Below are 13685 nucleotides of genomic sequence, written 5' to 3' on the forward strand. Positions count from 1 at the left end.
TCCGTGCCGGGGCGGTCTCGTTCACTGCGAAAGGACGTCAGTCGTTGCCGTTTCCGGCGGACGGAGTCGTCTTCTGGATCTGCAGCAGGAATTCGGCATTCGACTTCGTCTGCTTCATCTTGTCCAGCAGCAGCTCGATCGCCTGCTGCTGGTCGAGCGCGTGCAGCACCCGGCGCAGCTTCCAGGTGACGGCGAGCTCGTCGCTGCCGAGCAGGATCTCTTCCTTACGGGTGCTGGACGCGTCCACGTCCACCGCCGGGAAGATGCGCTTGTCCGAGAGCTTCCGGTCGAGCTTGAGCTCCATGTTGCCGGTGCCCTTGAACTCCTCGAAGATCACCTCGTCCATGCGCGAGCCGGTCTCGACCAGCGCGGTGGCCAGGATGGTCAGCGAGCCGCCGTCCTCGATGTTCCGCGCGGCACCGAAGAAGCGCTTCGGCGGGTAGAGCGCGGTCGAGTCGACACCACCGGACAGGATGCGGCCGGAGGCCGGTGCCGCGAGGTTGTACGCACGGCCCAGGCGGGTGATCGAGTCCAGCAGGACGACCACGTCGTGACCCAGCTCGACGAGGCGCTTGGCGCGCTCGATGGCCAGCTCGGCGACGGTGGTGTGGTCCTCGGCAGGGCGGTCGAAGGTCGAGGAGATGACCTCGCCCTTCACCGACCGCTGCATGTCGGTGACCTCTTCCGGACGCTCGTCGACCAGGACGACCATCAGGTGGCACTCGGGGCTGTTGACGGTGATCGCGTTGGCGATCGCCTGCAGGATCATGGTCTTGCCGGTCTTCGGCGGGGCCACGATCAGGCCTCGCTGGCCCTTGCCGATCGGCGCGACGAGGTCGATGATCCGGGTCGTCAGGATGCCGTGGTCGGTCTCGAGGCGCAGTCGGTCCTGCGGGTACAGCGGGGTCAGCTTCTGGAACTCCGGGCGCCCGCGGCCGGATTCGGCCGCCATGCCGTTCGCCGAGTCCAGGCGTACGAGCGCGTTGAACTTCTCACGGCGCTCGCCCTCCTTCGGCTGCCGCACCGCGCCGGTGACGTGGTCACCCTTGCGCAGGCCGTTCTTGCGGACCTGGGCGAGGGAGACGTACACGTCGTTCGGGCCCGGCAGGTAGCCGGAGGTCCGGATGAACGCGTAGTTGTCGAGGATGTCCAGGATGCCCGCGACGGGGATCAGGACGTCGTCCTCGGAGACCTGCGGCTCGTTGCCGAAGGAGTCCTCGCGGCCGCGACGGCCACGACGGTCGCGGTAACGGCCACGGCGTCCACGCCTGCCGCCCTCGAAGTCGTCGTCGGCCTCATCGGCACGCGGGCCCTGCTGACCACCCTGCTGGCCGCCCTGGCCGCCCTGACCGCCCTGGCGCTGCTGACGCTGGCCGCCCTGCTGGTCGTCGCCCTTGCCGCGACGGTCGCGCTGACGGTCACGGCGCTCGCCGCCGCGGTCGCCGCCGCGCTCACCACGCTCGCCGCGCTGGCCCCGGTCCTGGCGGTCGCGCCGGCCCTCGGCGGTGTCGGCGGCGGCCTCTGCCTTGGCATCCGGCTGAGCCTCCGTCTTGACGTCGACGGCCGTCTCGGTCCTGGCCTCGGCCTTGGCCTCGGTCTTGGTGTCCGGGCTGCCCGCCTGGGCGGTGGCCCGACGACGGCGGCGCTCACCGGCCGGCTGGTCGTCGCTGGCCGGCTGACCGGGAATGTCGATCTGCTGCTGGGCGACGGCCTTCTCGGCCTTGTCCGCCTTCACGGCAGCGGCCGTGGACTCGTCGCCCGTGCGCGCCTTGGAGGTGGCGCGCCGCTTCGGCTTGGTCTCGGCCTCGCCGGTGCCCGCCTCGGCGCTCTTCGGCGCGGACGAGCCCCCGCCCGCCTGCGCCTCCTTGATGACCTCGATCAGCTGGCTCTTGCGCATGCGCGCAGTGCCCCTGATCCCGAGGCCGGACGCGACCTGCTGCAGCTCGGCCAGGACCATGCCCTCGAGGCCGGTGCCGGAGCGGCGGCGCCGTGAGGTGGTGCCAGTGGCAGCACCTGCGGCGGGCGCGGCGGTGTCGACGTTGTTGTCGGCAGTCACGCCCATCAGATCGGTGGTGTCGCTCACGAAGGGTCCTTCCCTGGAGCGGACGTCGGCCTTCTGGCTCGGCGACCGGTTGTGCTGTCCGACGGCGGTCCTGGCTTGCGGACCGTGCCGGAGCGGTGGTCCCGCCGGCAATTAACGGCGGAGAGATATACGTGCAAAACCCGGCCCGAGGTTCCCCCTGCTCGGCCCACTCCTGGAAAAGCGAGGGGTTTCGTGCCGTTTCCGGAGCGTGCTCGAAGCTGCTCAGGCAGGCTGCTCAGGCAGTCGGGGAGGCTCCCGGAAGAATGTTGGTCCCGAATGGGGACGCTAAGCACCGCGCCACAAAAACGTCGGGTGCAGACTTGAGGTTAACACTACCGGCTCCAACAAACATTCCCCCTCTCCATCACCGGCAATCTTGGTGTCGCTACGGGGCGAGCGGCAGAACACTCGCTCCCGCGACGTCGAAGGTGAGCCGGTTGGCCGCCCACCCCTCGCCCGCCAGCCGTGCGACCTTGTCGGCCACACCGTCCTCGGTCAGCGCGAGCACCGTCGGGCCGGCGCCGGAGATGACTGCGGGGACGCCGTCGGCGCGCAGTCGGTTGACCAGTTCCACGCTCTGCGGCATCGCCGGGGCGCGGTACTCCTGGTGGAGCCGGTCCTCCGTAGCGGGCAGCAGCAGCTCGGGGCGCCTGGTCAGCGCCTCGACGAGCAGGGCGGCGCGGCCCGCGTTGGCGGCTGCGTCCACATGGGGGACGCTGCGCGGCAGCAGCCCGCGCGCCGTCTCGGTGAGCACCGGCTTGCCAGGGACGAAAACCACCGGAACGACGGAATCGGAAGGATCCATCCTGATGGCGCGCGCCGCTCCGCCGTCGGTCCAGGCGAGCGTGAAGCCGCCGAGCAGACACGCGGCGACATTGTCGGGATGCCCCTCGATCTCGGTGGCGAGCTCGAGCAGCGCCTCGTCGTCGAGCCTGGCGTCGCCGCCTATGGTCACCGCGCGGGCGGCGACGATGCCGGCGCAGATGGCTGCCGACGACGAGCCCAGACCGCGCCCGTGCGGGATGCGGTTGGCGCAGACGATCTCGAGGCCGCGCGGCTGCCCGCCGAGCAGGTCGAAGGCCGTACGCAGGGAACGTACGAGCAGATGGCTTTCGTCGCGGGGAAGCGTCGTGGCGCCCTCACCCGCGATGTCGATGTGCAGACCGGAGTCCGCGACCCGGACGACCACGTCGTCATACAGCCCAAGGGACAGCCCGAGGGCATCGAAGCCCGGGCCGAGATTGGCGCTGGTGGCGGGGACGCGCACTCGGACGGCGGCGGCGCGGAACGCTGGACCGGCCATCGCTCGATGACACTCCTTGGTTCTGACTGCGAGATTTTTCGAGAGTTACGAACACCCGTGGGCCGTAACGGCAACAACACCGCGGCATATGCGGCGGGGCGGGATCAGGTACAGCGTAGCGAAGGATGGCTGAGTGGCGACATAGGGCGCACGGGAGGCGCACGATGCGTGTCGTAAGCCTCCTGTGCCCCTACGTACACCGTTGTCCGGCTTGCCATGCTTTCTCAGGTGCGCCCCGGGAAGGCAGGGCGGGGCTCTGCGGCAAAGCCCTGTGCCAGACCTTTACCCAGAGCATTACCCGAGTACCCGGAGCTTTACCGCGACGTTCGCCCGGGGCTCCGGGCGGGGCTTCCCGCGCAGTGCCCACCACGCAGAGTCCTGCGCGGAGAACCCTGCGCGGAGGCCTTACGCAAGACCGAGCTGCTCCGCGGCCGCGGCCGCGTCGACCGGCACGGTGACCGGCTGGGGCGCTCCGGCGACCGCCCAGTCCGGGTCCTTGAGTCCGTTTCCGGTGACCGTGCAGACGATTCTCTGGCCCGGGTCGACCTTGCCCTGCTCGGTGGCCTTCAGCAGACCGGCCACCGAGGCGGCCGACGCGGGCTCCACGAAGACGCCCTCCTGCGAGGCCAACAGCCGGTAGGCGCGCAGGATCTCACGGTCCGTCACCTCGTCGATGAAACCGCCCGACTCGTCCCGCGCGGCGAGCGCGTACTGCCAGGAGGCCGGATTGCCGATCCGGATCGCGGTGGCGATGGTCGACGGGTCCTTGACGATCTCGCCGCGCACGATCGGCGCCGAACCGGAGGCCTGGAAGCCCCACATCCGGGGAGTGCGCGTGGACATCGTGTCCGCGGCGTACTCCTTGTACCCCTTCCAGTACGCGGTGATGTTGCCGGCGTTGCCGACGGGCAGCACGTGGATGTCCGGGGCGTCGCCGAGCGCGTCGACGATCTCGAACGACGCGGTCTTCTGGCCCTCGATACGGAATGGATTGACCGAATTGACCAACGCCACCGGGTAGTTCTCGGACAGGCCGCGCGCCAGGTTCAGGCAGTCGTCGAAGTTTCCGTCGACCTGCAGGATCCGCGAGCCGTAGACCAGCGCCTGCCCCATCTTGCCGAGGGCGATCTTGCCCTGGGGCACCAGGACGGCACAGACCATTCCGGCCCGTACGGCATAGGCGGCGGCCGAGGCGGAGGTGTTGCCGGTGGAGGCGCAGATGACCGCCTGCGCGCCCTCCTCCTTGGCCTTGGTGATGGCCATGGTCATACCGCGGTCCTTGAAGGACCCGGTGGGATTGGCGCCCTCGACCTTGAGGTACACCTCGCAGCCCGTGCGCTCGGAGAGGACCTGCGCCGGGACGAGCGGCGTGCCACCCTCGCCGAGCGTGACGACAGGCGTCGTGTCCGTCACCGGGAGACGCTCCCGGTACTCCTCGATGATGCCGCGCCACTGGTGGGTGCCGTTGGTCGTCATGGGTCCCTTACTCCCCTTCAACACGCATGATGCTGGCGACACCGCGCACGGTGTCGAGCTTGCGCAGCGCCTCGACGGTCCCCGAGAGGGCGGCGTCGGGCGCGCGGTGGGTGACGACGACGAGGTCGGCCTCGCCGTCCTTGCCCTGCTGACGGACCGTATCGATGGATACGCCGTGCTCGGCGAAGACCGTCGCCACCTGGGCGAGTACGCCAGGCTTGTCGGCCACGTCGAGGCTGATGTGGTACCGCGTCACCACCTCGCCCATGGGGCTCACGGGCAGCTGGGTGTACGCGGACTCGCCGGGACCGGTGGAGTCGGCGAGCTTGTTGCGGCAGACGGCAACGAGGTCGCCGAGCACCGCGGAGGCGGTCGGCGCGCCGCCGGCGCCCGGACCGTAGAACATCAGCTGCCCGGCCGCCTCGGCCTCGACGAAGACGGCGTTGTACGCCTCTCGGACGGAGGCGAGCGGGTGGCTGAGCGGAATCATCGCCGGGTGGACGCGGGCGGTGACGGACCGGCCGTCGGCCGCGCGCTCACAGATGGCGAGGAGCTTGACGGTGCAGCCCATCCGCTTGGCGGAGGCGATGTCGGCGGCGGTGACCTCGGTCAGGCCCTCGCGGTAGACGTCGTCGAGGCGTACGCGGGTGTGGAAGGCGATCCCGGCGAGGATGGCGGCCTTGGCGGCGGCGTCGAAGGCCTCGACGTCGGCGGTCGGGTCGGCCTCGGCGTACCCGAGGGCGGTGGCCTCGTCGAGCGCCTCGGAGTAGCCGGCGCCCGAGCTGTCCATCTTGTCGAGGATGAAGTTGGTCGTGCCGTTGACGATGCCGAGCACGCGGTTGACCTTGTCGCCCGCCAGGGACTCGCGCAGCGGCCTGATCAGCGGAATCGCACCCGCGACGGCGGCCTCGAAGTAGAGATCCCTGCCGTGCTCCTCGGCGGCGGCGTAGAGGGTCGCGCCGTCCTCGGCCAGCAGCGCCTTGTTGGCGGAGACGACGGACGCGCCGTGCTCGAACGCGGCCGTGATGAGGGAGCGCGCGGGCTCGATGCCGCCGATGACCTCGATGACGACGTCGATGTCTCCGCGTTTGACCAGGGCCGTCGCATCGGTGGTGATCAGCGCCGGGTCGATGCCCTCGCGCACTTTGGAGGGCCGGCGGACCGCCACACCCGCCAGTTCCACCGGAGCGCCGATGCGGGCCGCGAGGTCTTCGGCGTGCGTCGTCATGATGCGCGCCACCTCTGAGCCGACCACTCCGCAGCCCAGCAGCGCCACCTTCAGCGGACGCGTACGCATCATCCGACCTCGTTTCGTGTGCATCAACGGTGTGGACCAGTCTCACTCACCGGACGGGAGTTTCTATCCCCCGTCCGGCATGCGAGACATCTATCTCAACTAACCGACATCCAGACGCAGGAGATCTTCCTCCGTCTCACGCCGGACGATCACGCGCGCCTCGCCGTCCTTGACAGCGACGACGGGCGGGCGGAGTGCGTGGTTGTAGTTGCTGGCCATGGACCGGCAGTACGCGCCGGTGGCGGGCACGGCGATCAGATCACCGGGCGCGAGGTCGGCCGGGAGGAAGGCGTCCTTGACGACGATGTCGCCGCTCTCGCAGTGCTTGCCGACCACGCGGGCGAGCATCGGCTCCGCATCGGACGTCCTCGACACGAGCGCCACGCTGTACTCGGCGTCGTAGAGGGCCGTACGGATGTTGTCCGACATGCCGCCGTCGACGGAGACGTACGTGCGCAGCCCCTGGAGCGGCTTGACGGTGCCGACCTCGTACAGGGTGAAGGCGCTGGGCCCGACGATGGCGCGGCCCGGCTCGACGGAGATCCGGGGCGTGCGCAGCTTCGCCGCCTCGCACTCGCGGGTGACGATCTCGCTGAGGGCCTTGGCGATGTCGTGCGGCTCGCGCGGGTCGTCGTCGGACGTGTACGCGATGCCGAGACCGCCGCCGAGGTCGATCTCGGGCAGCTCGATGCCGTGCTCGTCCCGTACTTCGGCGAGCAGCCGCACGACGCGGCGCGCGGACACCTCGAAACCGGCCATGTCGAAGATCTGCGAGCCGATGTGCGAATGAATGCCGATGAGCTCGAGGCCGTCGAGCCTGAGGGCGCGCCGTACGGCTTCGGCGGCCTGCCCGTCGGCGAGGGCGATCCCGAACTTCTGGTCCTCGTGGGCGGTGGCGATGAACTCGTGCGTGTGCGCCTCGACGCCGACGGTGACACGGATCTGGACACGCTGGCGCTTGCCCTGGCGCTGCGCGATGTGCGCGACGCGGACGATCTCCTGGAAGGAGTCGAGGACGATGCGCCCGACACCGACGCGTACGGCCCTTTCGATCTCTTCCTCGGACTTGTTGTTGCCGTGGAAGGCGATGCGGTCGGCGGGCATGCCGGCGTCGAGGGCGGTGGTGAGCTCGCCGCCGGAGCAGACGTCGAGATTGAGGCCTTCCTCCGTGAGCCACCTGACGATGGCCCGTGACAGGAACGCCTTGCCCGCGTAGAACACATCGGCGTCCTTGCCGAAGGCGTCGGCCCAGGCACGGCAGCGGGCCCGGAAGTCGGACTCGTCGAGGAAGTAGGCGGGAGTACCGAACTCCTCGGCCAGCCGCGTCACTTCGATCCCGCCGACGGAGACGGCGCCGTCCTCGTTCCGGGTGACCGTCCTGGCCCAGACCTTCTCGTCGAGGACGTTGAGGTCGGTCGGCGGGGCGGTGTAGTGGCCCTCGGGGACGACATCCGCGTGGCGGGGCCCGGCGGGGTGTGCGGAACGGCTCATGGTGTCTCTTTCACAGATGTTCGGGTGCGCTGATGCCGAGCAGGGACAGGCCACCGGCGAGCACCGTCCCGGCGGCTTCGGCGAGCGCGAGCCGGGAACGGTGGGCGGCCAGGGGTTTTTCGTCGCCCATGGGCAGCACCGTGTGCTGGAAGGCGAGAAGGGCGTCGGCCGTGCCTTCCAGATACCGGGCGAGCCGGTCGGGGGCGCGGTGACGGGCGGCGCCGGCGAGTACGGCGGGGTAGTCGCCGATGGCGGTGGTGAGGGCGGCGGCGTCGACATGCGTTTCGGCGGCGCTGCCGAAGTCGAGTTGTGCGGCGTTACGGGTGAGGGCGCGGGCGCGGGAACAAGCGTACTGGATCTTGAACAGCGGGTTGCTCTCCTGCCGCGTCATCAGCTCGTCCCCGGCAAAGGGGTGATCGTGCCCGGCAGGTCGCAGCAGCGCCCAGCGCGCGGCATCCGGCCCGAGCCGCCGGAGGAGTTCACGGGCGCTCTCCCCGGCGGGCACGGGGGTCACATCCGTGGGCAGGTAGCGGAGTCCCCCCTGCGCCTCGACGCGCACGCCCAGCTCGGCCCAGACCGGGTCGGCCGCCCCTTCGCAGCTGGTACGGACGAGGGTGCCCTGCGACACCAGGATCCGGCGCAGGGCATCGGCGGTGACGGCAGCACGCACCTCGGCACGGTAGCCGGGTTGCGCGACCGCCCCGGTCGGCGCGATCCACCCGTACCTGCTCCCCCGCTCCAGCACCTCCCGTACGAGCGCCTGCTGCGCGCCCGCGTCCAGGGTGATGTTGAGGAAGCCGGGCCCGGTGATCTCGATCCCGGCGATCCCGGGGACCTCGGCGATCCGGTGCCGCAGCATTTCGGCAACCGCGCGGGGCCGCTGCCCGGCCGGCCCCGCCAGCCGTAGGGCGACATTGGTGGCGTAGTCCCCGCAGCCACCGGGCCGGGGCCGCTCGACACTGACGCTCTCGGGCACGGGCACCCGCAGCGCACCGTCCTCCACCGCGCGGCACACGGCGTGCAGCACGGTTCGGGAGAGCTCGGCGGGGGTCACGGGACAAGCGTATGGGAGGGAGGGGGGCCCTTCGCGAACCGGTTTCGCGATGCGGTCAGCCGCGTGCGCTTCCCGCCCGCCCGGCGCCATGCCTGCCGTCGACGGACGGCGGGCCCTCCCTGTGCATCAACTGCCGTACGAGACGGACCAGCTCGGACGGCTCGAAGGGCTTCGCGAGAAAGGCGTCCACACCGGCGGCGAGCCCGTTCTCCACCTCGTACTGCGTACAGGCACTGATGATCGCGACAGGCAGATGCCTGGTCCGTGGATCGGCCCGCAGCCGGGCGGCGGTGCGCAGCCCGTCGAGGCGGGGCATCACGACATCAAGCGTGATCACATCGGGGCAGACGCGATGGACGACATCCAGACACTCGGCACCATCGGCCGCGGTCACGACCTCGAAGCCCTCCAGCTCGAGATTGACCCTGATCAGCTGCCGTATGACCCTGTTGTCGTCGACAACGAGCACCCGGCCGGACGCGCCTGACACAACTCGAGAGTAGGTCGGGGGGCAGGGCCGCGTCCGGGTTTTGCCGACTTCCACCCTGGCCGCGCGCCACGAGCGGGGCGCGGGACGAGGGCGAGGGGGGCGGCGCGGGGGCTGCCGCTGGGGGCGGAAATACCTGTTCACGGCGACCCTGTGGGAGCTGGTAGGGTTCTACCCGTCGCCGCAGAAGTGCGGCGGAACGCCCCCGTAGCTCAGGGGATAGAGCAACGGCCTCCGGAGCCGTGTGCGCAGGTTCGAATCCTGCCGGGGGCACTCGCCAAGCAGCCAGCAAGAATCAAGCGCTGAGCTGGGCGGATGCCGACATGAGAGAGCGGAAGTCAGTCTCACTGACTCCCGCTCTTTCTCGTTGTCTCTCAGTGTTCGCGACACACCTCCGACACACCCTGTCGGAGGGGCCCGCGGCAACGCCGACTCGCTGTTCGCCGGTCGCAGCTCAGGCCACCGCAAGTACCTCGACCAGGTCGCGTCCGGGCGTGCCAGCCATCACTCAAGGCGGAACCATGCTTGGCACCCGCCTGGGCGCGTACTGCCGAGTCTCGGAGCGCAGCTTCGCATGGCTCAACGACTCATGAATCGACAGAGATGCGCTGTACACCACACGCGGCATCACGCTGACCTGTACGGTATACGCCTGTCTTTTGAGAATTAGGGGCCCACGGTGTCGCGACGCATGTTGCGGGATACACATCCATCGTTCTTCGGGGAAATCTGTGCGGTTGAGCCGGCATCCGTAGATCCAGACTCACTGAGTACAGGTAGCGGGCGAGTTGTCCTATGGCAGTGCCGTGACTGCAATCATCGGTGGCGTACCCGAGTTGTCGATCGGACAAAGGGTGGCGGCCACGGATGCCCGTGCTGTTCGAAGGCCTCCAGGCACCAGACATGGAGGACTCCACCTTCCGGGATGTCCCTTAACGATCTCTTCCCCGATGTGGCATATGAGCTCATAACAGTGAACGGAGAAGAAGGTCACACCGCGGCCGACTTGCACGCCAAATCGAACAAGACATGCCTCTGGCAGTGCCGCCACTGCGGTAACCAGTGGAGAACTACTCCGAATTCAAGAACCAATAAGGGAAGCGGGTGCCCACACTGCGCCCGAACTCGCCGGCGACTAAATCGGGAACTAGCGATTGAGGAGTCGAAATCTCTCGCTGCTCATTATCCGAATATTGCTCAAGAGCTAGTCACAGTCATTGATAATAGCGAGGTAGGCCCCACTACCCTGAACCCTTCTTCCTCAAGCGAGTGCAAGTGGAAATGTTCAGTATGCGCCCATGAGTGGAATTGCGCCGTCAAGAAGCGCGCCTCTGGTGGCGCAGGTAGCGGATGCCCGCTATGCGGGCGCCTGCGCACTATCAATGCTCGCCGGATAGCCCGCGCCGGCGAGTCAGTAGCGGATACCTACCCGGAAATCGCGGCAGAGTTTATCGAAAACCTGGACAATGATCTGTCGATATCGCAGCTGAAGCCCAATAGCAACTACCGGTGCAGGTGGCGATGTCGCACCTGCAGTAATGAGTGGGCGGCAACTCCAAATAATCGCACAAGGGGCCAGACTGGTTGTCCCGCTTGCTTCAACGCTAGACGTGGCGAGTGGAGACGTCGACCTGACGGTTTTTCGCAAACCGCCCATGAAGCGCTCGGACACATTGCTGCTGAGTTCGTAAGAAATATGACCTCCCCAGGATTCGACTTGACCATGCTCCGATCGGGATCAAGCGATAAATGCACTTGGAGATGCTCGACGTGCGGCAATACGTGGATCGCATCAGTTAACTCACGTGTTTACTCTCACCGAAACCGAAATGGTTCGGGTTGCCGCAAGTGCTACGACCGCCGCATTGCTACCCATCGCAGGCAGCCAAAAGAGGGGATGTCCCTCGAAGAGCGCCACCCTCGGATTAGTCAATCCTTCGTCGAGAATTTGACTACACCGGGGGCAGGACCCGATCAGCTTAAAGCGGGAAGTAACGATCGGTGCCGATGGCGGTGCCCCAACGGACACGAGTGGGAGGCATTGGTTCTGACGCGAAGCTCTGGGTCCGAATGCCCAAAATGTGCTGCAGCAGGGAGGTCCCGATTCGAGCTCGAAGTGCGGTCCCTCCTGGAAGCGTCCTGCGACACGGAAGTACTGTGCGATTACGAGATCGAGCACATAAATGGGCTCTCGGGACGGCCACTCCGGGTTGATATTTTCGTGCCAGCCATTCAGCTCTATATCGACCTCGACCCGCTGTACACTCACAAGTCAGATCGGAATATCGAGAAAGATTCGAGAAAAAGTCTACTCCTGCGCCCTTTGGACTACGTGCGAGTACGGGCGGAAGGTCTACCGCACGTCGTCGGTCAGTCAATTATTGTCACCGATTCCACAAGGAATGGGATCGACCCTTGGACCTGGACGACAGCCATTCGGCCGTTGATGATTGCGCGTGGCCTTCAATTCGAGTCGTTGACTGAACTTGAGCAACTTGCGGCTCTCCGGGAAGCCGCTGACACATGGGCACAAATTAAGGGACAGGTAAGGTACACGTCCGTCGCCGATAAACACCCACATCTAGTTGGCGAGTTCCGACGGAATCTGACCAACGAGGCATTTGGCCTTCATCTGCGATCGCCCTCCTCAAGCGACCTAGTGGAATGGCAATGCCGCAAGTGTGGGCACGTATGGGAAACCGTAATTCGCAACAGAGCTAGCGGGTCGGGTTGCCATGCCTGCTACCGGAATGAGGGAAATGCTCGAAACACCTCGCGCTCAATGGCTCCCCCTGGCGAATCTCTCGCGGAACTTCGCCCGGCCGTTGCCGCTCGGTTCATCCGCTGTCTAAAAGATCCGAGCCGTAATCCGCAGAATCTTCGTTTGAAGAGCAACCTAAGGTGCGAGTGGTATTGCCAGACTGGCCGCCATATCTTTATCTCCGCTGTGTTTGCCGTGGCAGACGTCGCTGAACGACGATGCTGTAAATGAATAACCCGCGACCGCAGAGTGGCAATGTCTCAGCCAATAGAATTGAGTTGCCGGTGGCCGACCATGGGGATTTCGGGCGTTTCGCGTTACCACCAGCGAAGGGGACTCCGAGGTGGGGCCGCCCCTGCAAAGGGAAGGCCCCACCCCGTACTGCGCGCTCCTTATATCGCGTCTCCGTCCTCCTCTAGAGACTTGGAGATTTTCGCGTTGGCGGCTTCCTCATGGCCGTCGATGCAGCCGTGGTAGCGGCGATGGATCACCTCCGGCGAGTTCCCAACCCGGCGTGCCACTTCAGCGATGGGCACCCCGGCATTCAGCCACCGCGTGATGCAGGCGTGCCGCAGGTCGTACGGCCGCCCGGCGAGCGGCGATTCGACACGGTCCGGGGGCAGCGCGTACAGCCTCGCTTCCTCCCAAGCACGCCAGTACGTGGATGAGCCGACTACTCCCCCGCGCTCATTCCCAAACACCCGCCCCTCCTTGGCGGTCCCGAACTCCTTCAGGTGAGCCCGGAGGATGGTGACCAACACAGGAGGGATGGGGACTGGCCGGTCGGTCGCTGCCTCGCGCGCCTTCAGGCCCCGGCGGTCGTGCCGCTCCCCAGAGTCCGTCCACTGCTTGCCGGAGACGGGACGCGTCTCTTGCAGCGTCAGCGTGCCCCAACCCGTCTCCGGCAGGTGGCAGTCGGACAGCCGGAGACCGACCGCCTCAGCGGGTCTGAGCCCTGCGTAGTAGAGCACCGCGTAGAACGCCACCAGGCGCCGCCCACGGTTGCGGTCCCATGACCCGACATAGGAGACCGCGGTGAGCAACTGCCGCCCCTGTACGGCGTTCACGAGTACACGCCGGTCCACTACGTCGACAGAGCCCACACGCTTCTTGCGGGCCCGCTGAAGCGGGTTCTCGGGGAGTTCCCCGATGTCCACCGCGTGTTCGAGGGCGGTGTTCAGGCAGCGTCGGCGCCGCTTGTACGTCTCGCCTGCTGCGCGGGTGCCATCGAGCCGGTAGCCGAGGCGGTATTGAACGTCTTCAAACACCGCCACGTCGGCCAGGTCGACAACCGGCCGGTCAGACGTCGTCAGCCAGACGTACGCGGCCTTCAACTCCGCCGGCGGTTTCTCCCCCACGTTCGCGGGCACGATGCCCCACCGAAACGCGAGCCGGAGATCCGTGTCCTCGGGGACGCCCTCCCCTCGCTGCACCATGGCGAGCGCCACAGCGGCAAGCCCGTCCGCCATGCTCTCGCGCGACTTCGCTGCGCTGGTGCGCCACCGCCCGACGACGTACCTCCGGCAGAACTCGAACCACCGCAACGGCGGCTTGGCTTCAACAGCTTCGGCCGCCGCACGGACTTCGGGCTCAGGCAAGCCCGAGGCGATCTCGAACGCGTCCCCGCGCCTCATGGCTTGCCACAGCTCCGAGCGTCGACTGTCGGCGAGCGCAGACGTGGCGAAGGTGTCGCCGTGTACGCGACCGGCAACCACCCAACGCAGGCGGTAGGG

Annotated in this window: 9 protein-coding genes and 1 tRNA gene; 2 read left to right on the plus strand and 8 right to left on the minus strand. The window is 67.4% G+C overall.

The features are described from left to right. Positions 1-37: 37 nt before the first annotated feature. From rho to ACWDZ6_RS09375, 7 genes are all read right to left on the minus strand, one after another. On the minus strand, positions 38-2083 hold the full coding sequence (gene rho, locus ACWDZ6_RS09345; protein WP_451502379.1) for a transcription termination factor Rho: 2046 nt from the start codon (positions 2081-2083) through the stop codon (positions 38-40). Positions 2084-2468: 385 nt separating this feature from the next. Beyond that, entirely contained in the window at positions 2469-3386 is a 918-nt protein-coding gene (gene thrB / locus ACWDZ6_RS09350) for a homoserine kinase (RefSeq protein WP_451502380.1), read from the minus strand. 405 nt (positions 3387-3791) lie between these two features. Next, positions 3792-4862, minus strand: coding sequence for a threonine synthase (thrC, locus tag ACWDZ6_RS09355; RefSeq protein ID WP_366733233.1), 1071 nt, complete (start codon positions 4860-4862; stop codon positions 3792-3794). Positions 4863-4869: 7 nt separating this feature from the next. Continuing rightward, positions 4870-6159 (minus strand): homoserine dehydrogenase, encoded by a 1290-nt coding sequence (locus ACWDZ6_RS09360; protein ID WP_326655400.1) that lies wholly within the window; start codon positions 6157-6159, stop codon positions 4870-4872. Positions 6160-6258: 99 nt separating this feature from the next. Then, positions 6259-7650, minus strand: a complete 1392-nt coding sequence (lysA, locus tag ACWDZ6_RS09365; protein WP_451502381.1) for a diaminopimelate decarboxylase — start codon at positions 7648-7650, stop codon at positions 6259-6261. 10 nt (positions 7651-7660) lie between these two features. Then, positions 7661-8704 carry an ArgS-related anticodon-binding protein NrtL gene (gene nrtL / locus ACWDZ6_RS09370; RefSeq protein ID WP_451502382.1) on the minus strand — a complete coding sequence of 348 codons (1044 nt, stop codon included), beginning with the start codon at positions 8702-8704 and terminating at the stop codon, positions 7661-7663. Positions 8705-8759: 55 nt separating this feature from the next. Beyond that, positions 8760-9194, minus strand: a complete 435-nt coding sequence (locus tag ACWDZ6_RS09375; RefSeq protein ID WP_351455668.1) for a response regulator — start codon at positions 9192-9194, stop codon at positions 8760-8762. A 198-nt stretch (positions 9195-9392) separates the two neighbouring features. Here ACWDZ6_RS09375 and ACWDZ6_RS09380 point away from each other — a divergent pair. Together ACWDZ6_RS09380 and ACWDZ6_RS09385 are read left to right on the plus strand one after the other, a co-directional pair. Then, positions 9393-9464, plus strand: a tRNA-Arg gene (locus ACWDZ6_RS09380). Between the two features lie 418 nt (positions 9465-9882). After that, the gene (locus tag ACWDZ6_RS09385; RefSeq protein ID WP_451502679.1) at positions 9883-12183 is read left to right on the plus strand and encodes a zinc-ribbon domain-containing protein; all 2301 of its coding nucleotides are present in this window, start codon (positions 9883-9885) and stop codon (positions 12181-12183) included. Positions 12184-12344: 161 nt separating this feature from the next. Here the strand turns inward: ACWDZ6_RS09385 and ACWDZ6_RS09390 are convergent, their stop codons facing one another. Then, complete coding sequence (locus ACWDZ6_RS09390) at positions 12345-13667, minus strand: tyrosine-type recombinase/integrase (protein WP_451502383.1); 1323 nt, start codon at positions 13665-13667, stop codon at positions 12345-12347. Positions 13668-13685 lie beyond the last annotated feature (18 nt).

It is taken from the genome of Streptomyces sp. NPDC002926 (genome assembly GCF_053591755.1).